General features: G+C 41.7%; 28 protein-coding genes and 1 pseudogene. 21 read left to right on the top strand and 8 right to left on the bottom strand.

Features of this window, described 5'->3' with window-relative positions; genetic code table 11:
* Window positions 1-75 precede the first annotated feature (75 nt).
* The 3 genes from MHB79_RS14930 to MHB79_RS14920 are packed head-to-tail and all read left to right on the top strand — an operon-like array spanning window position 76 to window position 1,597.
* Window positions 76-351, top strand: a complete 276-nt coding sequence (locus MHB79_RS14930) for a YutD family protein (RefSeq protein WP_003213192.1) — start codon at window positions 76-78, stop codon at window positions 349-351.
* Between the two features lie 19 nt (window positions 352-370).
* The gene (locus MHB79_RS14925; protein WP_212045767.1) at window positions 371-805 is read left to right on the top strand and encodes a DUF86 domain-containing protein; all 435 of its coding nucleotides are present in this window, start codon (window positions 371-373) and stop codon (window positions 803-805) included.
* 18 nt (window positions 806-823) lie between these two features.
* Window positions 824-1,597 (top strand): TIGR01457 family HAD-type hydrolase, encoded by a 774-nt coding sequence (locus tag MHB79_RS14920; RefSeq protein ID WP_113387340.1) that lies wholly within the window; start codon window positions 824-826, stop codon window positions 1,595-1,597.
* Window positions 1,598-1,638: 41 nt separating this feature from the next.
* Here MHB79_RS14920 and MHB79_RS14915 read toward each other — a convergent pair whose 3' ends face one another.
* Complete coding sequence (locus MHB79_RS14915) at window positions 1,639-2,139, bottom strand: phosphatidylglycerophosphatase A family protein (RefSeq protein ID WP_003213652.1); 501 nt, start codon at window positions 2,137-2,139, stop codon at window positions 1,639-1,641.
* 132 nt (window positions 2,140-2,271) lie between these two features.
* Between MHB79_RS14915 and yutH the strand changes: the two genes are divergently transcribed.
* The 6 genes from yutH to MHB79_RS14885 all read left to right on the top strand — a co-directional run bounded on the left by yutH (window position 2,272) and on the right by MHB79_RS14885 (window position 10,123).
* Window positions 2,272-3,282 carry a spore coat putative kinase YutH gene (gene yutH / locus MHB79_RS14910; RefSeq protein WP_340990612.1) on the top strand — a complete coding sequence of 337 codons (1,011 nt, stop codon included), beginning with the start codon at window positions 2,272-2,274 and terminating at the stop codon, window positions 3,280-3,282.
* An 85-nt stretch (window positions 3,283-3,367) separates the two neighbouring features.
* Complete coding sequence (locus MHB79_RS14905) at window positions 3,368-4,351, top strand: 2-hydroxyacid dehydrogenase (RefSeq protein ID WP_050944067.1); 984 nt, start codon at window positions 3,368-3,370, stop codon at window positions 4,349-4,351.
* A 208-nt stretch (window positions 4,352-4,559) separates the two neighbouring features.
* Window positions 4,560-5,861 carry a homoserine dehydrogenase gene (locus MHB79_RS14900; protein ID WP_003213524.1) on the top strand — a complete coding sequence of 434 codons (1,302 nt, stop codon included), beginning with the start codon at window positions 4,560-4,562 and terminating at the stop codon, window positions 5,859-5,861.
* Window positions 5,861-6,922, top strand: coding sequence for a threonine synthase (thrC, locus tag MHB79_RS14895; protein WP_044140848.1), 1,062 nt, complete (start codon window positions 5,861-5,863; stop codon window positions 6,920-6,922). The genes MHB79_RS14900 and thrC overlap by 1 nt, the downstream gene beginning before the upstream one ends.
* Complete coding sequence (thrB, locus tag MHB79_RS14890) at window positions 6,919-7,851, top strand: homoserine kinase (protein WP_340990082.1); 933 nt, start codon at window positions 6,919-6,921, stop codon at window positions 7,849-7,851. Before thrC ends, thrB begins: the two co-directional genes overlap by 4 nt.
* Window positions 7,852-8,152: 301 nt before the next feature.
* A complete protein-coding gene (locus MHB79_RS14885) occupies window positions 8,153-10,123 on the top strand; it encodes an alpha/beta hydrolase family protein (protein ID WP_340990080.1) in 1,971 nt (656 codons plus the stop codon).
* 211 nt (window positions 10,124-10,334) lie between these two features.
* Here MHB79_RS14885 and MHB79_RS14880 read toward each other — a convergent pair.
* Window positions 10,335-10,634, bottom strand: a pseudogene (locus MHB79_RS14880) (NifU family protein).
* Between the two features lie 121 nt (window positions 10,635-10,755).
* Here MHB79_RS14880 and MHB79_RS14875 point away from each other — a divergent pair.
* Window positions 10,756-11,085: a YuzD family protein gene (locus tag MHB79_RS14875; protein WP_340990078.1), complete on the top strand. Its 330-nt coding sequence runs from the start codon at window positions 10,756-10,758 to the stop codon at window positions 11,083-11,085.
* Window positions 11,086-11,185: 100 nt separating this feature from the next.
* Window positions 11,186-11,416, top strand: coding sequence for a hypothetical protein (locus MHB79_RS14870; protein WP_003213664.1), 231 nt, complete (start codon window positions 11,186-11,188; stop codon window positions 11,414-11,416).
* Window positions 11,417-11,466: 50 nt separating this feature from the next.
* Here MHB79_RS14870 and MHB79_RS14865 read toward each other — a convergent pair whose 3' ends face one another.
* Complete coding sequence (locus MHB79_RS14865; RefSeq protein ID WP_050944064.1) at window positions 11,467-12,534, bottom strand: NAD(P)/FAD-dependent oxidoreductase; 1,068 nt, start codon at window positions 12,532-12,534, stop codon at window positions 11,467-11,469.
* 255 nt (window positions 12,535-12,789) lie between these two features.
* Between MHB79_RS14865 and MHB79_RS14860 the strand changes: the two genes are divergently transcribed.
* From MHB79_RS14860 to erpA, 3 genes are all read left to right on the top strand, one after another.
* The gene (locus MHB79_RS14860) at window positions 12,790-13,026 is read left to right on the top strand and encodes a YuzB family protein (RefSeq protein WP_003213414.1); all 237 of its coding nucleotides are present in this window, start codon (window positions 12,790-12,792) and stop codon (window positions 13,024-13,026) included.
* A 270-nt stretch (window positions 13,027-13,296) separates the two neighbouring features.
* Window positions 13,297-14,151, top strand: a complete 855-nt coding sequence (dapF, locus tag MHB79_RS14855; RefSeq protein ID WP_340990076.1) for a diaminopimelate epimerase — start codon at window positions 13,297-13,299, stop codon at window positions 14,149-14,151.
* Window positions 14,152-14,224: 73 nt separating this feature from the next.
* Window positions 14,225-14,587 carry an iron-sulfur cluster insertion protein ErpA gene (gene erpA / locus MHB79_RS14850; protein WP_106050845.1) on the top strand — a complete coding sequence of 121 codons (363 nt, stop codon included), beginning with the start codon at window positions 14,225-14,227 and terminating at the stop codon, window positions 14,585-14,587.
* 151 nt (window positions 14,588-14,738) lie between these two features.
* On the opposite strand, the gene MHB79_RS14845 is transcribed toward erpA, so the two are convergent.
* From MHB79_RS14845 to MHB79_RS14835, 3 genes are all read right to left on the bottom strand, one after another.
* Window positions 14,739-15,635, bottom strand: a complete 897-nt coding sequence (locus MHB79_RS14845; RefSeq protein ID WP_050944062.1) for a DUF2268 domain-containing protein — start codon at window positions 15,633-15,635, stop codon at window positions 14,739-14,741.
* Window positions 15,619-16,386, bottom strand: coding sequence for a MerR family transcriptional regulator (locus MHB79_RS14840; protein WP_003212704.1), 768 nt, complete (start codon window positions 16,384-16,386; stop codon window positions 15,619-15,621). The genes MHB79_RS14845 and MHB79_RS14840 overlap by 17 nt, the downstream gene beginning before the upstream one ends.
* 234 nt (window positions 16,387-16,620) lie before the next feature.
* Entirely contained in the window at window positions 16,621-17,037 is a 417-nt protein-coding gene (locus MHB79_RS14835) for a hypothetical protein (RefSeq protein ID WP_050944060.1), read from the bottom strand.
* A gap of 195 nt (window positions 17,038-17,232) precedes the next feature.
* Here MHB79_RS14835 and MHB79_RS14830 point away from each other — a divergent pair, with 195 nt between their 5' ends.
* Window positions 17,233-17,439 carry a hypothetical protein gene (locus MHB79_RS14830; protein ID WP_044140840.1) on the top strand — a complete coding sequence of 69 codons (207 nt, stop codon included), beginning with the start codon at window positions 17,233-17,235 and terminating at the stop codon, window positions 17,437-17,439.
* Window positions 17,440-17,485: 46 nt separating this feature from the next.
* Here MHB79_RS14830 and yumC read toward each other — a convergent pair whose 3' ends face one another.
* On the bottom strand, window positions 17,486-18,484 hold the full coding sequence (gene yumC / locus MHB79_RS14825; protein WP_003212844.1) for a ferredoxin--NADP reductase 2: 999 nt from the start codon (window positions 18,482-18,484) through the stop codon (window positions 17,486-17,488).
* 391 nt (window positions 18,485-18,875) lie between these two features.
* On the opposite strand from yumC, the gene MHB79_RS14820 reads away from it, so the two are divergent.
* The 4 genes from MHB79_RS14820 (at window position 18,876) to MHB79_RS14805 (ending at window position 21,493) form a co-directional block, all read left to right on the top strand.
* Window positions 18,876-20,093 carry an NAD(P)/FAD-dependent oxidoreductase gene (locus MHB79_RS14820; RefSeq protein ID WP_161792789.1) on the top strand — a complete coding sequence of 406 codons (1,218 nt, stop codon included), beginning with the start codon at window positions 18,876-18,878 and terminating at the stop codon, window positions 20,091-20,093.
* A gap of 128 nt (window positions 20,094-20,221) precedes the next feature.
* The gene (locus MHB79_RS14815) at window positions 20,222-20,347 is read left to right on the top strand and encodes a YuiA family protein (protein WP_157957789.1); all 126 of its coding nucleotides are present in this window, start codon (window positions 20,222-20,224) and stop codon (window positions 20,345-20,347) included.
* 81 nt (window positions 20,348-20,428) lie between these two features.
* Window positions 20,429-20,749, top strand: coding sequence for a YuiB family protein (locus MHB79_RS14810; protein WP_003212933.1), 321 nt, complete (start codon window positions 20,429-20,431; stop codon window positions 20,747-20,749).
* 99 nt (window positions 20,750-20,848) lie between these two features.
* Complete coding sequence (locus MHB79_RS14805) at window positions 20,849-21,493, top strand: 3D domain-containing protein (RefSeq protein WP_003212854.1); 645 nt, start codon at window positions 20,849-20,851, stop codon at window positions 21,491-21,493.
* A 42-nt stretch (window positions 21,494-21,535) separates the two neighbouring features.
* Here MHB79_RS14805 and MHB79_RS14800 read toward each other — a convergent pair whose 3' ends face one another.
* The gene (locus MHB79_RS14800; protein ID WP_003212726.1) at window positions 21,536-22,012 is read right to left on the bottom strand and encodes a divergent PAP2 family protein; all 477 of its coding nucleotides are present in this window, start codon (window positions 22,010-22,012) and stop codon (window positions 21,536-21,538) included.
* A gap of 325 nt (window positions 22,013-22,337) precedes the next feature.
* Here MHB79_RS14800 and MHB79_RS14795 point away from each other — a divergent pair, with 325 nt between their 5' ends.
* Together MHB79_RS14795 and MHB79_RS14790 are read left to right on the top strand one after the other, a co-directional pair.
* Window positions 22,338-23,828 carry a leucyl aminopeptidase gene (locus MHB79_RS14795; RefSeq protein ID WP_050944058.1) on the top strand — a complete coding sequence of 497 codons (1,491 nt, stop codon included), beginning with the start codon at window positions 22,338-22,340 and terminating at the stop codon, window positions 23,826-23,828.
* Between the two features lie 141 nt (window positions 23,829-23,969).
* Window positions 23,970-25,298 (top strand): Na+/H+ antiporter family protein, encoded by a 1,329-nt coding sequence (locus MHB79_RS14790; protein ID WP_003212911.1) that lies wholly within the window; start codon window positions 23,970-23,972, stop codon window positions 25,296-25,298.
* Window positions 25,299-25,409 lie beyond the last annotated feature (111 nt).

Here is a 25,409-nt window from a genome sequence, read left to right as displayed (position 1 = left end):
ACATGCTTTAGCAATTGATGGAGTTCTTCCAATGAATTATCATTAAAGATGGATCGTTTAAAAAGAGGTGAGAAGATGATCGTCATTCAGAATGCTACTTTTGATCTTGTAAGAGATATTAAAGACGGTTTTGATGAAGAAGCGTTTAAAGCAAGGTACTCAGATATTTTAAATAAGTATGATTATATTGTGGGGGACTGGGGCTACAATCAGCTGAGATTGAAGGGGTTCTTTGATGACCAAAACCAAAAGGCCACATTTGATACAAAAATCAGCACACTCGATGAATACATTTATGAATACTGTAATTTTGGCTGTGCCTATTTTGTCTTAAAACGAATCAGAAAATAACGCAAAGGGGAGCGTCATGATGTATTTCGTAGACAGAAAAAAAATTGAAGAGACATTACGTTTTTTCGAGGAGCAATATGAGTTGATGCGTAGTCATCAAACATGGACAAGTCCACTAGAGAAAAAAGCGCTGGAACGAATTGTCCATTTGCTCGTCGAATGTATTCTTGATACGGGAAATGACATGATTGATGGCTTTATTATGCGTGATCCAGGAAGCTATGATGACATCATGGATATTCTTGTTGATGAAAAGGTTGTACCAGAAGAGGAAGGCAGTCAGCTGAAAAAGCTTGTCTCGTGCCGCAAAACACTTGTACAGCAATACCAAGAAGTGGCTCATCACGACTTGCTGCAGGTGATCAGCGAGGTTGAGCATGCGCTACAGGTTTTCCCAAACCGCATCCGTACCTACTTAGAGCAGGAGCTAGGCCCAGTATCAGCGTTTAAATAATCCATTGGAGTTGTGAACATCATGAAATACAAAGGCTATTTAATTGATTTAGATGGAACCATGTATAAAGGAACAGAAAAGATCGAAGAAGCAGGTCAATTTGTTCAAAAGTTAAATGAGCTAAACATTCCCTACTTGTTTGTCACGAATAACTCGTCACGCACGCCAAAGCAGGTAGCAGAAAAACTTGTTTCATTCGATATCCCAGCAACAGAAGAACAAGTCTTTACAACAAGTATGGCAACAGCCAATTATATTGCCGAACAAAAGAAAGACGCGTCTGTTTACGTCATCGGTGAAGAAGGAATCAAGCAGGCCATTGAAGAAAAAGGGCTGACGTTTGGTCAGGAAGACGCTGATTTCGTTGTTGTTGGAATTGATCGCAGCATTACATATGAAAAATTCGCAGTCGGTGCGATTGCCATCCGTCAAGGCGCACAATTTGTCTCAACAAATGGAGACATTGCCATTCCAACCGAAAGAGGGCTTTTGCCAGGCAACGGCTCGTTAACATCTGTATTAACCGTCACCACTACAGTCCAGCCAACATTTATCGGAAAACCAGAATCCATCATCATGGAACAAGCCATGCGAGTGCTCGGGACGGATGTGTCTGAGACGCTCATGGTAGGCGATAACTATGATACGGATATTATGGCAGGGATGAATGCAGGAATGGACACATTGCTCGTTCATACAGGCGTGACAACAAAAGAGCTGCTTCACAAATATGACAAACAGCCAACCTATGTCATTGATTCATTATCTGAGTGGATTGAACGATTATCATAAAAAAAGAGGACAAGCGTTATGCGCGCGTCCTCTTTTTTGCTTTATTCCACATTTCTCGCACTATGTGCCAGCCTGCTTGATGCTGCAGCAGCAATGGCGCCGACAATGTCATCTAAAAAGGTGTGGCACTCCCCTGTGGATTTATCGTTGAGTATCCCGAGAATTCCTGGTTTTTCTTTATCGATATATCCGTAATTCGTAAAGCCGATCGAACCATAAATATTGACGATAGCAAACGATAAAATTTCATCAACACCATACAGGCTTTCGTCTGTTTCTAGAATGGATTGAAGCGGCTCGGTCAGTTTTTTTTGCTCGGCGAGTACGTCTAGTTCGACGCCAGTTAATATCGCATTTTGGACTTCTCGTTTTGCGATGACACGCTCCACATTGTGGATGCATTCTGTCATGTCTAAGCCAGGATGATATTTTTCCTGTAAAAAGTAGACAAGGTCTGCTATATCTTGAATGGATACGCCTCGTTCTTGTAAACGGCGTCTTGCTGTTTTTTCTACTTCGTTCATCTCATGATGATGTGGCATATATTCCTCACCCAATCCTCGTAATTTGTCCACAACGTGTAAAAAGCTTCGGATAGTAAATAGTATTCATAAATCCCTCAACCTGCGACTACGATATGATAAGAGATCGATCATATGAACGCAGGTGAAAACATGAAAGAAACCATTTATCACACATTTGGTATTGATGTGCGTCAACTTATGCCATATGGCAGTTATCAGAGCTTTCAAACGTCGGAGGCTCTCTTTATCATTGTTCCTGTGTCTCATTTGCGAGAAGAAGAACTCACAGAGCTGTTTCATATCAGTCAGTATTTACTGAATGCCGGAGACCCATACGTCGCTGTGTTTGAATTAACAAATGAAGAGAAGTCCATCTTTACTCATGGAAAGGAGCTGTATGCTTTATTAAAGGCAGCACCGCCGATCTCGAGCCGCTCGTTTCAACAGGCGTCAGAGCTGGCGGCCTTTCATGTCAGGGGAAGAGGTTTTCCATATGAGGTGTCTGAAACAAAACGTGTGGGAGCGTGGAAGGAATTATGGGCAAAACGGCTAGATCAGCTTGAAGGCTTTTGGATGCAGCAAATGCACCAAAAACCACTGGAACGGTTTGAAAAAAAATTCATCGAATCCTTTCCGTATTATCTTGGATTAACGGAAAACGCCATTCAATATTTAGTGGATACTGAGCTGGATGATGAACCGAAAGAATGTGATTCAGGCACTGTCTGCCACCAGCGTTTTTCGCGAAGGACATGGCCGCATGAGCAGCCGCTTCGTTTACCTGTAGATTGGGTCTTTGATCATCCAACCCGGGATATTGCCGAATACTTAAGAGAAACCTTTGTCCAGCATAAGGAAGATTTAATTGAGGAGGGCTTCTCATTTCTACAGCAATATGAGCAGGTGACACCACTTTCTTCCTTTTCTAAGCGTTTGTTATACAGCCGCCTGTTGTTCCCGCTTCATTACTTTGAAATTGTGGAAGGCTACTACATGTCGGGAGAAAATGAAAAATCATATTATGAAGAACGGCTAGATTACGTCTTAAATGATGCCAATCGCTATGAATACTTTCTAAAGGTCTTTCAAGAAATGAGTGCCATGCGAAGCGGCGGGAGCCTCATTCCACCTGTTGGCTGGATCACAGGTCCACTGATTTGAAGTTTCAGTGAACAGATGAAACGTCTCTTTTCTCTTGAGGCGTTTTTCGTTATGCTTAAAGAAATCAATCAAAGGAGTGTTCTTCTTGCCGAAACCTTATGTCTATATCACAAGAAAGCTGGATGAAGCATCACTTACACCACTAAAAGAAGTCGCTCATATCGAGATGTGGCCAAGCGAAGATGAGCCATGTCCACGAGAAGAATTAGAAAAACAAGCAGCGAAAGCGGATGCGCTTCTCACCATGCTGTCAGATCAAGTAGATGAAGCCCTTTTATCAAAGGCTCCACATGTTAAGGTGATCGCAAACCTTGCTGTGGGTTATGACAATATTGATCTTGAAGCCGCTAATAAGCGCAACATTACCATTTGTCATACGCCTGATGTATTAACGGAATCCACGGCTGATTTAGCCTTTGCCCTTCTGATGGCGTCAGCTAGACGGATTGTCGAGGCGAGTGATTGGATTAAGGAAGGAAATTGGACAGGCTGGGGACCGCTTCTTCTTGCAGGAGCTGATGTTCATCACAAAACCCTTGGAATTGTCGGCATGGGCAGTATCGGAACAGCGCTTGCCAAGCGGGCAGCAGGCTTTGACATGAAGGTGCTGTACCATAACCGGTCAAGAAAGCCAGAGGCAGAAGCGCAGCTCGGCGTGACCTATGCGGCTTTTGAGGACTTGCTCACGCAGTCTGATTTCATCGTCTGCCTGACGCCGTTAACCCCAGAAACGAAAGACATGTTTAATGAAAAGGCATTTGATCTGATGAAGAACTCTGCTTATTTTATTAACGTATCAAGAGGACAGACTGTGGATGAGGATGCTTTATATGAGGCAGTCACGACAGGAAAAATTGCCGGCGCTGGTCTGGATGTATTTAGACAGGAGCCTGTCAGCCCATCTCATCCGTTAACAACATTACGTAACGTCACGGTTCTCCCTCATATTGGAAGTGCAAGTGTCGAAACGAGAAAAACGATGATGCGTTTATGTGCTGAGAATATTGCGCTTGTCCTACAAGGTCAGCAAGCCAAAACGCCAGTTCGTTCATCATTTCAGGCTCCCTGAGTTTCGGGAGCTTTTCTGACAAAAATATTTTGAAAATATAGAATCTTGATATAAATAGCTGTTAAGCGGTTTCATTCTAACAATCTCATATTTTATTACCTTGTCAAAATGAGGATACCCCTTTATAATGTGTGTACATTGAATGTCTGTGTTAGGTTAACAAATGTCTTTTTAGAGAGGACATTGACGGAGAAAGGTGGAATTTCAGGTGAAGGCAATTCGAGTTGGACTATTAGGATTAGGAACAGTGGGAAGCGGTGTCGTCAAGATTATCCAAGATCATCAGGATAAATTAATGCACCAGATCGGCTGTCCGGTATTAATACAAAAAGTGCTTGTGAGCAATCCCGATAAAAAGAGAGATGTGGATGTGGCAAGAGAAGTCTTCACAACTGAAGTATACGATGTGATTAGAGATCCAGAGGTCGACGTCATTATTGAAGTGATGGGCGGCATTGAAGAGACAAAACAATATTTAATAGATGCGTTAAATGAAAAGAAGCATGTCATTACTGCCAATAAAGATTTAATGGCACTTTACGGAACAGAGCTTTTACATGTGGCGAAAGAAAATGGCTGTGATCTTTATTATGAAGCAAGTGTCGCCGGAGGAATTCCGATTCTGCGTACGCTGGAGGAAGGATTGGCATCTGACCGAATTACGAAAATGATGGGAATTGTGAACGGCACAACCAATTTTATATTAACGAAAATGAACGTCGATAAAAGCGCATATGAGGATGTCTTAAAAGAAGCGCAGGATCTTGGCTTTGCAGAAGCAGACCCGACAGCTGATGTAGAAGGACTGGATGCAGCAAGGAAAATGGCGATTCTTGCAAGACTCGGTTTTTCCATGAATGTGGAATTAGACGATGTGAAGGTCAGAGGCATCTCTGACGTTTCTGATGAAGACATTAATTTCAGTAAACGATTTGGCTACACAATGAAGCTGATCGGAATTGCCCAGCGGGACGGAGAGAAAGTGGAAGTCAGTGTCCAGCCAACCTTACTCCCTGATCACCATCCGTTATCATCAGTCAACAATGAATTCAATGCGGTGTATGTCTATGGGAGTGCTGTAGGGGAAACGATGTTTTACGGACCTGGAGCTGGAAGTCTGCCAACGGCAACCGCTGTGGTATCAGACTTAGTCGCAGTCATGAAAAACATGCGCCTTGGCGTGAACGGAAGCGGATTTATCGCACCGGAGTTTGAGAAAAAGATCAAATCACCGTCGGAAGTATTTGCTCAGCAATTTTTAAGAATTCATGTTAGAGATCAAGTCGGGGCATTCTCCCGCATTACATCTATTTTTTCTGAAAGAGGCATCAGCTTTGAAAAGATCCTTCAGCTTCCTGTGAAAGGGCATGATGAGCTGGCTGAAATTGTGATTATTACACACCGGACCTCAGAAGAAGATTTCTCAAATATCCTGCAAAAATTAAACGATCTCGACGTGGTGGTTCAAGTGAAGAGCACGTACCGAGTAGAAGGGAACGGTTTAAGCTGATGAAGTGGAATGGACTTATTGAAGAATTCCAGGAATTCTTACCAGTAAACGAATCAACACCAAAACTAACATTAAATGAAGGGAATACACCGCTGATCCACCTTGCCAAGCTTTCGGAAAAGCTAGGGATTGAGCTTCATGTGAAAACAGAAGGCGTCAATCCAACAGGCTCTTTCAAGGACCGCGGGATGGTCATGGCTGTTGCAAAGGCAAAAGAAGAAGGCAATGATACGGTCATGTGTGCTTCGACAGGGAATACTTCTGCAGCGGCAGCGGCTTATGCTGCCCGTGCTGATATGAAATGTATCGTCATCATTCCAGACGGAAAAATTGCCTTTGGCAAGCTTGCACAGGCTGTGATGTACGGAGCAGAGATCATTGCAATTGACGGTAACTTTGATGATGCACTGAAAATCGTCCGCAGCATCTGTGAAAAATCGCCGATTGCCCTTGTTAACTCTGTCAATCCGTACCGAATTGAAGGACAAAAAACGGCGGCATTTGAAATCTGTGAGCAGCTAGGCTCGGCCCCGGACGTACTGGCGATTCCTGTTGGAAATGCGGGGAATATTACCGCCTACTGGAAAGGCTTCAAGGAATACCATGAGAAAAAAGGAACTGGACTGCCTGTTATGCGCGGCTTTGAAGCAGAAGGCGCAGCAGCGATCGTGCGAAATGAAGTGATTGAACAGCCAGAAACAGTGGCAACTGCCATCCGTATCGGAAATCCTGCAAGCTGGAAACAAGCTGTGGCAGCGGCAGATGAATCAAACGGAAAGATTGATGAAGTGACAGACGAAGAAATTCTCCATGCATATCAATTGATTGCTCGTGAAGAAGGTGTGTTTGCAGAGCCAGGCTCATGTGCGTCTATCGCAGGTGTGCTAAAGCAGGTGAAATCCGGAGAAATCAAGCCAGGCAGTAAAGTTGTTGCGGTATTAACAGGCAACGGATTGAAAGATCCGAATACGGCCATTGATATTTCACAAATTAAGCCGGTCACACTTGATGCAGATGAAGATCAAATTCTTGAACACTTAGAAAAGGCCGCGCGCGTATGAGTAAAGCCTCCATGCTTTTTTCAATCACAGTACCGGGAAGCACTGCCAATTTAGGACCAGGCTTTGATTCAGTTGGAATGGCGCTCAGCCGCTATTTAAAGCTATCGGTCTATGACCATGATAGCTGGCTGTTTGAAGCAGAATCAGATGTCGTGTCTGGAATTCCATCAGGCACCGACAACCTCATTTATCAAACAGCCAAAAAGGTCGCAGATCACTTTGGAAAAACACTCCCGCCTGTTTATGTCAAAGTGTGGAGTGATATTCCATTGGCACGGGGGCTGGGCAGCAGTGCTGCTGCAATTGTGGCAGCCATTGAGCTAGCCAATCAGCTTCTCGAATTAAATATGCCGGATGATCAAAAGCTCTTTTTTGCAAGTGAGGTAGAAGGTCATCCAGATAATGCGGGTGCTTCTTTATTCGGAGGTTTACTGATTGGTCTTCATGAAGAAGACAAGACACATGCTGTCAAAGTGAAGCATGTGGATATAGATGTTGTTGTCGTGATTCCTTTTTATGAAGTACTGACAAAGGATGCCCGTGATGTCCTGCCAGAGGATTTTTCCTATAAACATGCTGTCAGTGCGAGTGCTGTGAGCAACGTGCTTGTTGCCGCCTTAATGACGCAAAACTGGCCGCTTGTTGGAGAAATGATGAATAAGGATTTATTTCATCAGCCTTACCGCACAATGCTCGTCCCAGAGCTGTCGAAGGTAGAGCATGTCGCTTCGCTAAAAGGAGCGTATGGAACGGCATTAAGCGGTGCTGGTCCGACAATCTTAACTTTAGTTGAAAAAGGGAAGGGAGAAGCGCTGAAAAAGCAGCTTGCCCAAAACTTCCCGCATTGCGAAGTAGATTTGCTGACAGTACCAGTAGAAGGTGTTGTCGTGGAGCATGATACAGTCAATCAAGTAAAGAACGTGCTGTAAAAATGCACGTTCCAGCGTGTAGGCAAACCCTCGATTCGGTGTCAGTCCTGCGTGCTGGTGCTCACGAATATTAATTCGCTCCGCTCCAGTACTCGTCCTTCCTAGACTGCAAAGGTTTTCTATCACGCTGAAAAGAAGAAAAAGAGCTAAAATAAAGATCATTTTAGCCCTTTTTCAATAACCTGAGAACGTGCTGTAAAAATGCACGTTCTTTTTTTATTCTTGTTTTTATAAAATGAAGCAGGGATTATTATTTAGAGGATCGAACTATTTTTTATGCATAAAAGGAGGAGATACATTCATGAAGAAATTGATGACAGCAGAAGATTTAACGAAGATTGTTTCTGTTTCTCATCCGGTTTATTCACCAGATGGAAAAAAGGCGGTTTTTACAAAGGTCACGGTGAATGACAAAAAGGACGATTACAACATCCATTTATGGGTTCGAGATGAAGAGACAGAGGAGCTGTCACAATGGACATTTGAGGATGGAAAGCATCATCAGCCAGTGTGGTCAAAAGACAGCAAGCAGCTCGCGTTTATTTTGCAAAAACCAAAGGAAGCTCCTCAGCTTGCACTGATTCAGAGCGTGGGAGGCGGTGTGCGCACTTTAACGGCGGTTCCTTACGGGGTATCTCATCCTGTCTTTTCACTAGATGGAGCTTTCATTTATGCGGCTGTGTCATTGAAACCATCAGAATCTGTTCATGATGAAAAGAAGGAAGAGCGAGATGAGTTCGCTCCTGCGGTATATGATGATTTGACCTATAAAGCAGATGGCAGAGGTTTTTTAGATGGGCGTTTTACGCAGATCATTCAAGTGGATGTTCATTCAGGAGAGATCGAGGCAGTTACGAGCGGACAGCATCATCATGTGAATCACACGCTCTCTCCGTGCGGGAAATGGCTTGCCTATATTCAATCAAATCCTCAGAAACCTTACATAAGTGACGTGTGCCTCCGATCATTAGAGGAAGGTACGACAAAGAAAATCACACAATCATCAGGCGCTTATTCCACCGTGTCTTTTGCTCCTAATGGAGAAAGCCTCGTGTATATCGGACATGAGCGAGAATTTAAAAATGCTACTTTCCCAGCATTATGGCTGTATGATCTGAAGGAGGGAAACGTCGTTCAGCTGTCAGAAATGCTCGATATGTATGTGGGCAACTGTATGGCAGGGGATAGTGTTATGGGCGAAGCCAATCAGCTTCCGCAGTGGACAAAGGATAGCCAAGGGTTTTATGCGCTTGTTTCTGATCAAGGCAGTACAGGGATTTATTATTTCTCTGTTGAAGGCTTAGCCTATCCTGTTCGATTAGAGGCAGAGCATATCACAAACTTCAGCCTTCATCCGAATGAATCCAAATTGCTGCTGAGCCGGCTGTCTTCCGTTTCTCCAAGTGAGCTGTATGAGCTGACATTAGGGGAGGCGGATCTAAAGCGAATCACGTTCGAGCATGATGAATTCCTCAAGGAGCATGTCCTATCGGTACCAGAGCCATTTTCGTTTCAGTCAAAAGAAGGCGACGAGGTGCATGGCTGGTTTATGAAGCCATCCCAATTGGAAGAGGGGAAGACTTATCCGCTTATTTTAGAAATTCATGGCGGACCGCATGCCATGTATGGTTATACGTATTTTCATGAATTTCAAATGCTCGCCGCGGAAGGCTATGCCATCGTATATATCAATCCTCATGGCAGTCATGGATACGGACAAATGTTTACCGACCGTGTGAGAGGGAGTTATGGTGACGTTGATTATGAGGATGTCATGCAGGCTGTTGATCATGTGCTGAAAGCCTATGATTTCCTTGATGAAACAAGACTTGGAGTGACAGGCGGCAGCTATGGCGGTTTTATGACCAACTGGATTGTCGGACAGACCGACCGTTTTCGCGCAGCCGTCACACAGCGGTCCATTTCAAACTGGATTAGCTTTTATGGCATCAGTGATATCGGTTATTATTTCACAAGGTGGCAGATGGATGGGGATATTTATGATTCAGCCGATAAGCTATGGGATCGTTCGCCGCTAAAGTATGTGAAGCAGGTAAATACGCCGCTTCTCATCCTACACAGCGACGAAGACTATCGCTGCCCAGTCGATCAAGCAGAACAGCTTTTTGTAGCACTGAAGGAGCTTGGGAAAGACACAAGGCTCGTCAAATTCCCGAAAGCATCTCATGATTTATCCAGAAGCGGTCATCCGGGGCAGCGTATTCAAAGACTAACCTTTATAAAGGATTGGTTTAGAGAGAAGTTAAGCTAATAATAAAAAAACGACCCAAATCGGGTCGTTTCAGCGTGATGACAAACCCTCGCATTCCGTGTCAGTCCTGCGTGCTGGTGCTCACGAATATCAATTCGCTCCGCGCCAGTACTCGTCCTTCCTAGAATTCAAGGGTTTTCATATCACGCTGAAAAAGGCTAATACTGAAAAAAACGACCCGAATTTGGGTCGTTTTCATGTCATATATGAATTAGAAAACCTGTTCAACTTCTACAACGCCAGGCACTTCTTCTAATAATGCGCGCTCAATACCGGCTTTCAATGTAATGGTTGAACTTGGGCAGCTGCCGCATGCACCAAGAAGACGCAATTTGACAATGCCATCTTCAATGTCTACAAGCTCACAGTCTCCACCATCACGTAATAGAAATGGACGAAGTTTGTCTAGTACTTCCTGTACTTGGTCTTTCATTTCGACTTCAGTCATTAGATACAATCGCTCCTTTCACAACATATCACCATTATATTCATCTGGACGATAAAAATCTATTGATTGGTTTCAAAGTTTCCTTCTCATTATAGCACAATCTCATCTTGAAACAAAAAGTGATTTTGACTTTTTTCATACAGAAAATTCAGCTAAAATAAAGAAAGAATAGGGGGCTTGTCAAATGAATCAAACCGTCGATCTTTATGTATATGGAAGAGATGTACTTTGCGCTAGCTGCGTGAATCTGCCTTCATCAAAAGACACATTTGAGTGGTTAGATGCAGCGTTAAAACGAAAATATCCAAATCAGCCGTTTCGCATCACATATATTGATATTGAGCACCCACCAGAAAACGAACACCAAAAGGAACTGTCCGAACGAATTCTTGATGATGAATTCTTTTATCCGCTTGTCTTAGTGGAGGATCAAATTGTCGGAGAGGGCAATCCAAAATTAAAAGACATTTATCAAGAAATGGAGAAATACGGTTACACGGGGAGCAGTGAATAAACTGTTCTTTTTTTGAGAAAATAAACAGAACAAACGTTCCTTTTCGGGTTGAAAAAGAACGTTTGTTCGATTATAATGAAAGGAAAGGAGCGTGAGCATCATGAATTATTTACTGAAACAATCTCTTCAACAGCAAATACCAATTGAGATGATTTATATGAAGAAAAACGGAGAGTGCACGAAGCGTAAAATCATTGTCCACCGTCAAACAGACCAGCTCATCCAAGCGTATTGTTTATCGAAAAAGACGATGAGAACGTTTCGTAAAGACTGCATCCTTGCCCTTGCTCCGATCAAATGGACCCGTTCATCGGCACATGCCGTTTCATAGAAAAAAGCTCCCTCGACGAGAAGGAGCTTTGAGATAAAATTCACATGATGTTAGCCATTGTGATGCTTATACATCCAAAGGAGTCCGGATTTTAGAAGTCTTGGTACACGGCCAATAAGTGGACGATCTGCTACTAAGCCAAAGCCGGCTTTTTTCCCTAAAGAGCCTAAGACACCTTTTAGCTTAAACTGAGGATAAGCCTCAGGAAGCGGCTCGTTTTTCCAGCGTTTTTGCAGAGATTGGACAATTTGTTCTGCCTGCGCCTCGGCAAGCTGTGCACTTGGGGCATGCGGAAGACTTGCGCAATCACCCACGACATAGACGTGCTCATTTTCAGGGAGATTGTGATGAGGTGTTAATACGACGCGGCCTTGTACGTCTTTTTCAACATCCATCTCCCGTACCACTTTGCTTGGCTGAATGCCTGCTGTCCATACGATGACCTCTGCTTCAATGGCGTCATCATGGTTGTAAACAACACCTTCTTCAACCTTCGTAATATTGGCACAGTTAATGATCTTTACGTCATTTTCTTCAAACCACTTTTGCACATATAAACTTAATCTTTTTGGGAAGCTTGATAGAATCAGCTCTCCGCGGTCAAAAAGAATAATGTTTAAATCAGCACGGCTTTCTCTTAATTCACTGGCTAGCTCTACCCCGCTAAGTCCAGCACCGACGATACCGACCGTTGCACCTGCACCCAAATTGTTTAATTTGTTATACGTATGTCTTGACTGATCAATGGTTTGAATGCTGTATGTATGTTCTTTCGCACCAGGGACATTATGATACTTGTCCTCACAGCCGAGTCCAATCACCGTGTCGTCATAAGGAATGGGTTCACGGTCGCTGAATAAGATCTGTTTGTTTTCAATATCAATTTTTTCTACTTCCCCATATTGAATATCCAGCTTCGGATGCTCTGGAAAAGATACTCGAATGTGATGATCAGAGATCGTTCCAGCAGCGAGTGCATAATATTCTGTTTTTAAACAGTGGTAAGGATTTCGATCAATTAATGTGATAGTAACATCATCAGGTAATTGATTTGGCAATAAGCGGTGGAGAACCCGCATATTCCCGTAACCTCCGCCGATCAAGACTAAATTTTTCATGACGATTCTCCTTTTCCCCGTAGACATTGAAAAACACTTATACTAAAAAACTTTAAGTTAAAATACCAAATAAAATTATATCGAATTTACTGTGAAACCACAATAATTGTTTCAAAATAACCTACATATTCATTAGTTAGTCCTAAATAGTAAAACATTTTACGAGGAATAGGCGTAACGATACAGGTGAAGCTCATGTTTTGACTAATAGAAGGAATTTCGGTAGGATGGTAAAGCAATGTGAGGTGAAGCAAAGTGTTCCCACTGATCGAATTTTGTGTAAGTAATCTTGCACAAGGGTCTCAAGAAGCAAAAGAGAAGCTTGATAAAGACCCAAACCTAGACGTTATGGAATACGGCTGTTTAAGCTACTGCGGCAAATGTATGGACTCCCCATTTGCACTCGTGAATGGAGAATTTGTTTCCGGAGAAAATGCAGAGCAGCTAGTTGAGCGTATTTATGCTTTTATAGAGGAAAATGAGATGTTTTAAATGCACCACATGGGTCATGAGGTGCATTTTTTTCATATTTTAAGTTTCCATTTTTAAGGAGAATGAATAGAAAGCGCATCCAATATGTTATGCTAATAAAATATCATTAAAATGAAGCATCACACGAGAGAAAATGAGGCATATGCATAATAAAAGCCCCTTGCCATGGCAGCAAAGAGCTTTTATGTATGAAAAACGGGGGATGATAAGATTGTCTCCTGAATCGACTCCTTTTATACTATAAAGAAACAACATTTTTGGAGGAAGCTCATGACATCATTTCAATTCACGAAAATGCACGGATTAGGAAATAATTATATATACGTCAATCAGATGAGGGAACAGCTTCCAGAAGAGCAGCTATCAGAGATAGCGATCCAGGTTTCTTCTGTTTATACAGGAATCGGTTCAGACGGAATGATCCTTATTTGTCCATCAGATGTTGCACCTGTGAAAATGCGCATTTTCAACAATGATGGATCAGAGGGAAAAAACTGCGGCAACGGTCTGCGCTGCGTCGCAAAATATGTGTATGAGCATCAAATCGTCACAGACACAACGTTCCAGATTGAGACATTGTCAGGACTCGTTGAAGCGACCGTTCATGTACAGGATGGTCACGTACATTTAGTGACAGTAGATATGGGAAAGCCTCGTTTTGAAAAAGAAGCGATGCCGATGCTAGGTGAACCAGCAAGCACAACGATTAATGAACCGCTTGATTTTGGCACGACGACCTTAAATGGAACGGCCGTTTCAATGGGAAATCCGCACATCGTGTTTTATTTAGAGGACATTGAAAAGGCACCGCTTGATACAACTGGGCCAATCATCGAAAAACACGACATGTTCCCAGAAGGCGTCAATGTAGAATTTGTAGAAGTGGTTAGTGAAACAGAACTGCATTTTCGTGTGTGGGAAAGAGGATCTGGCATTACTCAAGCCTGCGGAACGGGAGCTTGCGCGGCTGCCGTATCCACGATTGTGAATGGACAGGCGAAAAAAGAAACGGACATGACGGTTCACTTAGCAGGCGGAGATCTCATCATTCGCTGGAAAGACAACGACCATGTGCTCATGACAGGGCCTGCTGAAACGATTTGTGACGGCACATTTTATCTGTAAACCATTTATTTGAGAAAAGGCACCATCACGTTTATAATTGAAAAGAAACATCCAGTCAAAAGGAGGGATGATCATGAGTACACCAGTAACCATTACAGAAGCTGCTGCACTGCAGATTAAAGATATGATGAAAGAACATGAAGAAGAAAATGCGTTCCTACGAGTTGGCGTAAAAGGCGGCGGCTGTAGCGGTCTTTCATACGGAATGGGCTTTGACCATGAAGTTTCAGAGAAAGACACGCAGTTCGAACAGCAAGGCATCCAGGTCCTTGTCGACTCCGAAAGCCTTGATATCATGAACGGCACTATCATTGATTTCAAACAATCACTAATGGGCGGCGGTTTCACTATTGATAATCCGAACGCGATTGCTTCATGCGGATGCGGTTCTTCTTTCAGAACAGCGACAAATACCGGTTCGCCGGAAGAGTGTTAAGGTTAGTAACAATTAATTTTGTAAATCCATATTGAATATTTAAAACCTCCTCAAATTGGTTATGATTCGAGGAGGTTTTTTTGTATTGTATTAAAGATGTGAAAAGGGGAGATAACTTAAATCACTCAGCACCGTCTTTTTTGTATGGTATTTAAGTATAAAAAAGTTCGCAATTTCTTAATATTTCATCTGTACCAAGTAAGGTGGCTTCTTCTATTCCTATATTATTTTTTCTCATAAAAGATTGTACAGCTTGATAGCCTACTGCATAGCCTGCAAAGGGTGATAATCCGACAGGCTGAAAGCCTTGTTCTTTTGCAATGATATCACCAAACATATAACTGCTGACCTCAGCAAACCCTTTTGTATGTAAAGCCTCTTTTATCACTTCTTTTGAATAGTCTAATTCCTCTTTATCAAAAGAAGTGACCCAAGGTCCTAACACATGTTCACCATAAAGCTCTTTTACAAATGATTCAGCTAAACCCTCTATAATTAAATAATCTCCAACCGTGACATTTCCGTAATCCCATTCAAAATGTGAAAAACGGATATTATGATGGAATTCATGTGCAATGAGAGCAGGAATTCTAGGGATATTATATGAATTTGGATATAGTGATACTTGAATAAATCCAGGAATTCCCCCAAAGCCACAATATCCTTTTTGCAGTTCAAGCTTTTTCGGATCAGCTATATATAGACCAAATCTCAACTCATCAGCATTTATTTGAAGGTTGTGCTTTTCTATGAAATCCATACAATGGTTTAAGGTGATATCTGCTGTTTGAAGAGCCTGAATTTCTCGTAGTCTCTTCAATGCCTGTTGTCCAGTTTGTGTATCTGTTACATCAAGATAGCCAAGCATCTTGGTTGCCATTATTACATCATATCCATTTTGCTGTTTAGCTTTTAGCGGAACGTTAATCATATTCCACATCTTTTCAAAAGGTTTCATCATGGTGTGTTGGAAAAAACGTTCTTTATTGTGTTTCGTTGAGAATAATTTTTCGTATTGATCGATTGTATTCTCAATCATAATTTTCATAGCTGTTCCCTCTTTTATGAAGAGTAGTAAAGACTTTCATCGCTTCGCTCATAAATGATGCCAAGCCCTCACCATATTGATCTATATTCTTTGTGAAACGTTCATCTTGAATATAGAGTTGGCCTAAACCGTAAAAAGCATCAAGAGAGTAATAACTAAAGTTTTCGTTTAAAAAGTCGTACCATTGTTTGATTACGATTTGCACCTCTTTGGATTTAAGGGAATGATTGCGAAGAGAGGCTAGTTTATTAAATATGCTATCCCAGCTATCAGATAATTCAATTTGTTCATCTTTAGACAAATGATTTAGTTTTGAGCTGACTTGATCAACAGTTTCATTTCCCCAACGGTGACGAGCTTCTTCTCCATATTGACTAAATTTCATATTCATATTCTCGAACCTTTCTTTATGGGTGTAGAGAGATTCTCCCATCAAATGCTGTAGCGTCTTATCAATATTTTCGATCATTTTATCAAATTTATCTCGTTTCTCTATTAACATTTTTCTTTGTAAAATAAATGCTTCTTTCTTCTCAAATGAAGGATTATGCATCATCTTTTTTATTTCCTTCAATGGAAATCCAAGTTCTCTGAAAAATAATATCTGCTGTAATGTTTCAAGGTTTTCTTCTGAATAGAGTCGATAACGATTATCTGTGACTTCTTTCGGAATCAATAAGCCAATCTGATCGTAATGATGAAGTGTCCGAATACTAATACCAAACAATTCAGCTACTTCTTTTACTTTCATTTCAATTCACCTCTCTTGATATCACTATAAAATATGACGTTACGTGAGGGTCAATAGAAAAAGGATTGATGAATGGAAAATTTGTTATTAAAATAACCTGATTAATTTTGGGGATTTCACTTAATCTAAGCCTATTAAAATAATGACATGATTGGAAATGACTAAGTGGAACAGCATGTGATGTTAAAGGTGGAGAAGAAATTTTTAAAAAAACACTCATCCAGTATCTCTTTCTCATATTGCTTCTTCTATTTTCAACAGCTCTTTATCCAAGACATCCACCAGCTCTTGGGTGCTAAACATATAGATCACCATTTCTTTATTGCCATCTTCCACATGGACTTCAATCACAATTTTAATATTTGCTGGTTTTTCATGATACATTACTTCAAAAGTACCCACTTTTTTCGTTTCATTGTTTTTATTCATTTTTTGGACTTTAGAGAGTATCTGTTTGATTTCTTGATCACTCAAACCAGAATCTAAAATGGAAGTGGACACACGCTTTAAAAAAGGTTCTAGCTGATCAACATCAATATTCAGTCCTGCTGCGAACTGCGCATAATGTTTGTTATAGTCTTTTGCAAACAGCTCAACTGAGCCACCAATCATCAGTAACAAGATCAAACTGATCATGAAACGCTTTAACATTTTTCCACCTATCCTTCATTATGATCTTCTTCTTTTCCTATATCGGTTGATCAGATAAAAACTTCATTCTCTCTTCAACAATTTATAAATCGCTCAATTTTGTTACAGCTTGCTCTCACAACTGGCTATTTCCACCCGAAAAGAGTATCATGAGAACCAAACATAAACTGTAGGTAGAAAAGAGGTTGCTGAGGTTTGAGTGAACAAATCAATTGCAGGAACTGTCATGAACTGATTCCGTATCGTTCTAAAACGTGTCCAGCTTGCGGGATTGAGAAGCCGCTTCCGAAAAAGGAACGTGTAAAAGATCGGGTGATTTTGGTTGTGGCAGGGATTGTTGTGGTGCTGCTTGCTGCAATGGTACTTGGAATGGCGAATGCCTATATTGGGATTTTTAAATAAACGAAAAAGGAGTTCCGCTAGTGGGAACTCCTTTTTTTGATTTCGCTTATTTGTTTTCAAATAAGCTTGTGGAATGAAGAGGCTGTACACGGGCTTTCGGGTCCATGTAGGCTTTCGCATTGTTGACAGCCGTTGGTGCTTCACCAAATCCGCTGGCAATCAATTTGACTTTTCCTTCATACGTACAAATGTCTCCTGCCGCATAGAAGCCTTCAATGTTTGTTTCCATTGTGGATTTCACGACGATCGAGTTCTTTTCGATTTCAAGACCCCATTGCTTAATTGGTCCAAGAGAGGAAACAAAACCGAAGTTGACGATCACGTCGTCCACATCAAGCACTTGTTTTTTGTCGCCTTTGACTTCTTCTAGCACAATCTGTTCAATGCGGTCTTCACCAATGAGCTCGGTTGGGACAAATGGCGTCACGACATTGACTTTCGAATTGTGCAGGTTTTCTACACTGTGCTCATGTGCACGGAATTTATCGCGGCGGTGAATAATGGAAACCTCTTTTGCGATAGGTTCAAGCATCAGTGCCCAGTCCACCGCAGAGTCTCCGCCGCCAAGAACAGCGACACGTCTGCCAGCAAATTGATTCAAATCATTAATGAAGTAATGCAGGTTGCTTCCTTCAAATGATTCTGCTGCATCTAGTTCAAGCTTTCTCGGTTGGAATGCACCGTTACCAGCTGTGATGATGATCGTTTTAGAATAATGAACCTCTTGATTTGTCACAAGTTTAAAGATACCATCTGCCTGTTTTTCAACTGTTTCAACTGCTTGCTCTAAGCAAATGGTTTGATCAAATTTATCCATTTGTTCCTTTAAGTTATCAATTAATTCTTGTGCGCGGATTTTTGGAAAACCAGCCACATCATAAATGTATTTTTCAGGGTAAAGAGCGGATAATTGACCGCCGAGCTGAGGAAGGCTTTCAATGATTTTCACACTTGCCTGTCTCATGCCACCGTAAAACGCAGTAAACAATCCTACTGGGCCGCCCCCGATAACGGTAATGTCATATACCTTAGAATCTTCTTGCATTCCTTTAATCCTCCCAAATGAAAATTGTTATCACTATATCATATCATACCACACATCGTCGTTTGACTTGTTTTGAAAAACTTGTCGTTTTTTGATGTCGAAGCTTTGAAAAAGAGGAAAAAGTGAGAAAGACCGTTTATCATAAGGATTTTCAGTTTAAAGCCTTGAAAATTGGATCAGAACTCGCTATTATTGTTAAGGGAACTAAATATTAATTTTTTATGAATTTTTGTCGGATACGGTCAAATGCTTTCGTTTTATGTAGGTGAAAGTTCAGATTTTCACATACTTATTTTTTTGTTTAAATTTCATAAAATGCCGCAAAGCGGTTGAGAATAACGATATGTAATTCTTTATCCGTTTTACAGCAAATTTAAAAAAGGTGGATGTGATTCCAGTGAATAAACCGAAAATCGTTGTATTAGGTGCAGGTTATGGCGGATTAATGACTGTAACAAGATTAACAAAACAGCTTGGCACAAATGATGCGGACATTACTCTTGTGAACAAGCATAATTATCATTACGAAACAACATGGTTACATGAAGCAAGTGCAGGTACACTTCATCATGACCGCTGTCGTTATCAAATCAAAGATGTGATTAACAGTTCCCGTGTCAACTTTGTACAAGCAACAGTTGAAAGCATTAATAAGGAAGAGAAGAAAGTCGTGACATCAGATGGCGAACTTTCTTACGACTACCTTGTTGTTGCGCTTGGTGCTGTTCCTGAAACATTTGGTATTGCAGGACTGAAAGAATATGCATTCTCAATCTCTAACATCAACTCTGCTCGTCAGCTTCGTGAGCATATTGAGCTTCAATTTGCGACGTATAATACGGAAGCTGAAAAACGTCCAGAGCGCTTGACAATCGTTGTCGGCGGTGCGGGCTTCACAGGTATTGAGTTCCTTGGTGAGCTTGGAAACCGTGTGCCTGAGCTTTGCAAAGAGTATGATATTGATCAAAAAGATGTGCGCATCATCTGTGTAGAAGCTGCACCAACAGCTCTTCCAGGATTCGATCCTGCATTGATCGACTATGCAATGAACTACCTTCAAGGTAAAGGCGTTGAGTTTAAAATTGGTACAGCGATCAAAGAATGTACGCCTGAAGGCATCATTGTTGGAAAAGACGATGATACTGAAGAAATCAAAGCTGAAACTGTTGTTTGGGCTGCTGGTGTACGCGGTAACCCAATCGTTGAAGAAGCTGGATTTGAAAACATGCGCGGCCGCGTAAAAGTATCTCCAGATCTTCGTGTACCAGAAAATGATGATGTATTCATCATCGGTGACTGTTCATTGATCATCAATGAAGAAATCAACCGTCCATACCCACCAACTGCACAAATCGCTATGCAGCAAGGTGAAACAGTAGCGAAAAACCTTGCAGCACTAGTGAAAGGTGGTTCTCTTGAAAGCTTTAAGCCAGACATCAAAGGAACAGTTGCTTCACTTGGTGAACACGACGCTGTAGGTGTTGCGTTTGGTAAAAAACTTCAAGGAACAAAAGCTTCAGCAATGAAGAAAATCATCGACAACCGTTCTTTATTCATGGTTGGCGGACCAGGACTTGTTCTGAAAAAAGGAAAATTCAAGTTCTTCTAAACCGATATAGACAAAAACGTGTATCTCCGTGATACACGTTTTTTTTGACATATTTTCTTACTTGGTTATCGGCAGTAAAGTATGGTATGATAAATTATCAGAAAATTTAGATTAAGGGAGTGAGCAATATGAATGCACATACAAAAGAAAAGAAGTCCACCTGTCAATATTGTTCGGGGAAAGGATATTTTCAGCTATTGCTCGGCGGATCTGAAACATGTGAGGAATGTAAAGGGACAGGAAAGAAGCTTTAATCCATCTGCTTTTTCCATTGATTGACTTCATCTCTATTTCCAAGTTAAACTAATGATGGGATATTTGGGGGTGGAGATGAAGTGATCAGTTTACCAGTCGTTATTATTTCCGTTATTTTATTTTTCGTGTTATTCTTCGGCATTGGCTTTTTGCTCAATATGCTGCTGAGAATGTCATGGATTATGGCTATTTTATATCCAATTGTATGCCTTTTCATTATCAACAATCAAAAGATGATTGCTTATGTCAGAGAACCGGGCATCGCTTTTTCAGGAATAGGGGACCGCATTGTCTCTCTCGCAGCGGCTGATATCATTATTTTGTTAAGCGGTCTGATTGGTGCAATTGCATCAGGTTTTGTCATTAATGCACTTCGAAAAAGAGGGTATCAAATGTTTTAACTCACTTGTAGATAGGCAAGTGGGTTTTTTTGTTTCTCCTTTGCATAGTTTCCATTTTGTTTGGAAACAAATAGATGGGTAGAGGAGTGACAAATAAAGATGAAAACATGGATGAAACGATTGTTCATGACAGCCCTTTTTATGCTTGCTCTTTTGACAAGCTTTACGGGCATATCTGGAGTCGAACCAAGTGATGTAGCTGCCTGGGTGAAAGAGACTGATCCTGGCAAGCAAGTATCTTCTTTTTTCCAACAGCAAAAAAGAGAAACGATGGCACTCAAAAGTGATGACTTGCGGGCTATTTCTCTCGAAGAAGCGTTCAATTGGAACGATTACCCGAAGCAAAAGGTTGTCGCCACAGGCTATACAGCAGGTGTGGAATCAACAGGTAAAACGAAGGAACACCATGCATATGGCATTACATATTCAGGCGTCAAAGTGAAACGTGATCTATATTCAACTGTGGCTGCGGACCCATCAGTCTTTCCGATTGGAACAGTGCTCTTTATCCCAAACTATGGCTACGGAGTGGTCGCAGATACTGGAAAAGCCATTAAAGGTCATAAGCTTGATTTATACTATGAAACCGTAGATGATGTGTATAGAGAATGGGGTAAAAAAGTGCTCGATGTGTATATCATCAAAAAGGGCGAAGGAACGTTAACGGAAAAAGACTTAAACCAGCTTAATGAAGCAAAATCAATGCAAGTATTCCGTCAGCAGTTTCAAGCCAATAAAGAATAAAAAAGCTTTGGACAAGTTTGAGGTCCAAAGCTTTTTTCGCTTCTACATGAAGTAATAATCTAAGATAAGTGTCAGCAAGATCCCTGTTAAGCCGCCAAAGAAGACTTCAATCGGCTTATGACCAAGAAGCTCTTTCAATTTCTTTTGCTTTTCTTTTTCTTCCGCACTCGGGAAATTCTTTGCTTCAGAAACAAATCGGTTAAAATCTGTTACCAGCTTGTTCAGTACAGTTGCCTGTTCTCCTGCCTGTCTGCGCACACCTGTCGCATCGAACATGGTAATAATCGCAAAGATGGCGGAAATCGCAAAGATTGATGTATTTAGCCCGTGCTCTAAAGCCACTGCTGTTGAGAGTGCTGTTACGGCTGCGGAGTGTGAACTTGGCATTCCGCCTGTGCTTGTAATGAGCGACCAATCTAGTCGTCTAGAAATGATAAATTGAATCGGTACTTTTACAAATTGAGCAAAAAAGATGGCTGCAAGGCTGGCAAGCAGCGGAAAATTCGTCAGTACGCTCATGAACAAGAAACATCCTCTCTGTAAGAAAAAATATCGTGCAAAATGGTGGACTGTGTACCCTAGTATGATGAAAAAATGATAGCAGATTCAAATGCTGCCAAGTCCATGTTCAATTATAACATTAAAGAAAGTAGATGTGGAACGAGGAGACGCGGACGGGCTGTACAAGTTTTCATCGCTTTTTCATGATGCCCTTCCGCGTGTGAAAATATAAATGTTCATCAAGTAAAGACAGACTGGCAATGATCGTATAGACCCGCAAATTTTGATATAATAGAAGTTCCAATGTGAAAAATGGAGTTCATTGAAGGAGCGTGTGATAAATATGTTTTTCTCGACAAATGAATGGCAACATAAAGATACACTGGCGATCGGACTTTTTCAAAAGAGCCAATTATCAGGAAAAGCAAAAGAAATGGATGAATTACTTGAAGGACGAATCACTGAATTATTAAAAGAAGGCGATATTTCATCTAAACGAAATCAGCTTTCGAAGTTTTTCCCATCCCCTGAAACAGGCATCAAACGCATTTATTTTGTCGGACTTGGGAAGGAATCAGATTACACGTTTGAAGAGGCAAAAGAAGGGTTTGCCCATTTATTTAAAAAGCTTCATCAAGATAAAAAGCAAGCGGTTTCGGTCTTACTGGATACGTTTATTGGAAAGGATCTGCCTGCCCAAGATGCAGCCCATGCCCTTTCTGAAAGCTGCCTTTTAGCTACATATGAATTACAAGATTTTAAACATAAAACAAATGAGCCGGATCGCTTCATCGAATTTGTTTATGCAATGACGGATCATGATACGACTGAAATTCAGGCAAGTCTGAAAGTGGGCGAGGTCTACGGACAGTCCGTCAATTCGGCTCGTACCCTTGTGAATATGCCGCCGAATATGCTCACATCCTCTGATCTGGCTTCGTACGCGGCAGAGCTTGCGTATAAATACGAATTTGAGATTGAAATTTTAGATAAAGAACAAATGGAAGAGCTCGGGATGGGCGGGATTCTAGCTGTCAATAGAGGCTCAACAGAACCACCAAAGCTCATCGTTCTGAAATATCAAGGCAAGGAAGAATGGACGGACGTGATTGGGCTTGTCGGTAAAGGCATCACATATGATACTGGTGGCTATTCGTTAAAGCCAAGAGCCAGTATGGTTGGGATGAAAACTGATATGGGCGGCTCAGCCTCTGTTTTAGGCGCTATGGAAATCATCGGTGAACTGCGCCCAGAGCAAAATGTCATTGCTGTTATTGCTTCGACAGACAATATGATCTCGGCTGACGCGATGAAACCGGATGACGTCATTGTGTCGCTTAGCGGTAAAACAATCGAAGTGCTGAATACGGATGCAGAAGGCCGTCTTGTTTTAGCAGATGGTGTGACATATGCGAAGCAGCACGGTGCCTCTGTTCTTGTAGACGTGGCGACATTAACAGGCGGAGTCATTGTGGCACTTGGAAATGAGACAACAGGCGTCATGACAAATAACGATGAACTGTATGCCCAGTTTAAAGAGGCATCAGAAGAATGCGGTGAAATGATTTGGCAGCTACCAATCACTGAAAAAGATAAAAAGCGCGTACGAAACAGCAAAATGGCTGATCTCAATAACTCACCAGGCCGCGATGGTCATGCGATCATGGCAGGAGCTTTCATCGGTGAGTTTGCTGAGGATACGCCTTGGGTTCACTTGGATATTGCAGGAACAGCCACAACAGAAAAGCCTTCATGCTTTGGACCAACGGGGGCGACAGGTGTGATGGTACGGTCATTGGCCACATTTGTGGAACGATTTGAAGGAAAGAAATAAAGGATGAGGCTCTGCCAAATGGCAGGGCCTTTTTTATGTAGGTCAAACGCCATTTGACGTAGTATTTTTTCTATGGTAACATACGTTGGTACTTTAATTATCTACTACATTAGTAAACTAAAGGATTTCGGGGGTTTCACCATGAATGCAGTTGTTTTAGCGGTTGTTTTAATGTTGATATTAAGCTTGCTGCGGGTCAATGTGGTCATTGCCCTCGCACTTGGTGCTTTAGCTGGCGGACTTGCAGGTGGATTAGGCCTGGGAGGAACAGTGGAAGCCTTTACTGACGGGCTCGGAGGAAATGCGACAGTGGCGATTAGTTATGCGCTTTTAGGGGCATTTGCTGCGGCGCTGACAAAAACGGGTCTTCCAGATGCCATGGTTGAAGGAGCAGTGAAGCTTTTAGGAAAAGAAGGCGACTCAAGAAGAAAAACATTATCAAAAGTACTGATCATTCTTGTGATTTTGATCGTATCTTGTTTTTCACAAAACGTCGTTCCTGTTCACATTGCCTTTATTCCGGTCTTAATTCCGCCATTATTAAAAGTGTTTAACGAGCTTCAAATTGACCGTAGACTGCTAGCGTGTGTCATGACCTTCGGACTCACTGCACCATATATTTTACTTCCAGTCGGTTTTGGACAGATTTTCCACGGAATGCTCCGTGACAATATGAAGGATGCAGGTCTAGCTGTGAATTTAGCAGATATTCCATATGCCATGCTGATCCCTGTTGGTGGGATGGTACTAGGATTGATCGTCTCTCTATTCATGTATCGTAAGCCAAAAGTATATGAGGATCGCGATATTACAGATGTAGAGAAATCAGCGTATACGACAAAAAGTCTATTCTTTGCCGGTCTTGCCATTCTCGTGTCATTGATTGTCCAGCTTTATCTGTCTCAAAGCCTTGGCGTGGAAGGGATGATCTTCGGTGCACTCGCAGGACTGCTTGTCTTGTTTGTGACCGGAATGATGAAACGCGATGAAGCAGATCAACTGATTACATCAGGAATGAACATGATGGCATTTATCGGTTTTGTCATGCTTGTTGCGGCTGGATTTGCCAACGTTTTAACCAAAACAGGAGACATTGAAACGCTTGTTAAAGCATCTTCACAATTTATCGGCAACAGCCAAAGTCTCGCGGCCATTTTAATGCTGCTTGTGGGTCTGCTTGTGACAATGGGGATCGGATCATCATTTGCCACGATTCCAATTATTACGACCATCTTTGTTCCACTTTGTTTACACCTTGGATTTAGTCCAATGGCGACCATTGCCATTATTGGTTCAGCTGCGGCTGTTGGTGATGCAGGTTCACCTGCAAGTGACAGTACGCTTGGACCGACATCTGGATTGAACATGGATGGACAGCATCACCACATTTGGGGTACATGTGTCCCGACTTTTATCTATTATAATATCCCGCTTGTTCTATTCGGCTGGCTTGCAGCGATTATCCTGTAAGATGAAAAGCTTGTAGAGAAAACGATGATGTTTTTTCTATAAGCTTTTTTGTTGTTCACAAGCGAAAAAATAATTAGGACTAAAGTATGAATTAAATGAATCTTTCTTCCT

Origin of the sequence: Bacillus sp. FSL M7-0558 (assembly GCF_038003245.1) — a bacterium.
GTDB classification, from domain to species: domain Bacteria; phylum Bacillota; class Bacilli; order Bacillales; family Bacillaceae; genus Bacillus; species Bacillus pumilus.
This window is presented reverse-complemented; position numbering and strand designations above follow the sequence as displayed.

What these genes read in the sequence shown, in the direction of transcription:
- MHB79_RS14790 (WP_003212911.1), top strand. Translation starts at nt 23,970, where the DNA reads ATGAATGCAGTTGTTTTAGCGGTTGTTTTAATGTTGATATTAAGCTTG.
- MHB79_RS14930 (WP_003213192.1), top strand. Translation starts at nt 76, where the DNA reads ATGATCGTCATTCAGAATGCTACTTTTGATCTTGTAAGAGATATTAAA.
- dapF (WP_340990076.1), top strand. Translation starts at nt 13,297, where the DNA reads ATGACATCATTTCAATTCACGAAAATGCACGGATTAGGAAATAATTAT.
- MHB79_RS14840 (WP_003212704.1), bottom strand. Translation starts at nt 16,386, where the DNA reads ATGAAAGTAAAAGAAGTAGCTGAATTGTTTGGTATTAGTATTCGGACA.
- MHB79_RS14925 (WP_212045767.1), top strand. Translation starts at nt 371, where the DNA reads ATGTATTTCGTAGACAGAAAAAAAATTGAAGAGACATTACGTTTTTTC.
- MHB79_RS14795 (WP_050944058.1), top strand. Translation starts at nt 22,338, where the DNA reads ATGTTTTTCTCGACAAATGAATGGCAACATAAAGATACACTGGCGATC.
- MHB79_RS14865 (WP_050944064.1), bottom strand. Translation starts at nt 12,534, where the DNA reads ATGAAAAATTTAGTCTTGATCGGCGGAGGTTACGGGAATATGCGGGTT.
- erpA (WP_106050845.1), top strand. Translation starts at nt 14,225, where the DNA reads ATGAGTACACCAGTAACCATTACAGAAGCTGCTGCACTGCAGATTAAA.
- thrC (WP_044140848.1), top strand. Translation starts at nt 5,861, where the DNA reads ATGAAGTGGAATGGACTTATTGAAGAATTCCAGGAATTCTTACCAGTA.
- MHB79_RS14915 (WP_003213652.1), bottom strand. Translation starts at nt 2,139, where the DNA reads ATGCCACATCATCATGAGATGAACGAAGTAGAAAAAACAGCAAGACGC.
- yumC (WP_003212844.1), bottom strand. Translation starts at nt 18,484, where the DNA reads ATGCAAGAAGATTCTAAGGTATATGACATTACCGTTATCGGGGGCGGC.
- MHB79_RS14870 (WP_003213664.1), top strand. Translation starts at nt 11,186, where the DNA reads ATGAATTATTTACTGAAACAATCTCTTCAACAGCAAATACCAATTGAG.
- MHB79_RS14845 (WP_050944062.1), bottom strand. Translation starts at nt 15,635, where the DNA reads ATGAAAATTATGATTGAGAATACAATCGATCAATACGAAAAATTATTC.
- yutH (WP_340990612.1), top strand. Translation starts at nt 2,272, where the DNA reads ATGAAAGAAACCATTTATCACACATTTGGTATTGATGTGCGTCAACTT.
- MHB79_RS14805 (WP_003212854.1), top strand. Translation starts at nt 20,849, where the DNA reads ATGAAAACATGGATGAAACGATTGTTCATGACAGCCCTTTTTATGCTT.
- thrB (WP_340990082.1), top strand. Translation starts at nt 6,919, where the DNA reads ATGAGTAAAGCCTCCATGCTTTTTTCAATCACAGTACCGGGAAGCACT.
- MHB79_RS14885 (WP_340990080.1), top strand. Translation starts at nt 8,153, where the DNA reads ATGAAGAAATTGATGACAGCAGAAGATTTAACGAAGATTGTTTCTGTT.
- MHB79_RS14815 (WP_157957789.1), top strand. Translation starts at nt 20,222, where the DNA reads ATGAATGCACATACAAAAGAAAAGAAGTCCACCTGTCAATATTGTTCG.
- MHB79_RS14800 (WP_003212726.1), bottom strand. Translation starts at nt 22,012, where the DNA reads ATGAGCGTACTGACGAATTTTCCGCTGCTTGCCAGCCTTGCAGCCATC.
- MHB79_RS14835 (WP_050944060.1), bottom strand. Translation starts at nt 17,037, where the DNA reads ATGTTAAAGCGTTTCATGATCAGTTTGATCTTGTTACTGATGATTGGT.
- MHB79_RS14875 (WP_340990078.1), top strand. Translation starts at nt 10,756, where the DNA reads ATGAATCAAACCGTCGATCTTTATGTATATGGAAGAGATGTACTTTGC.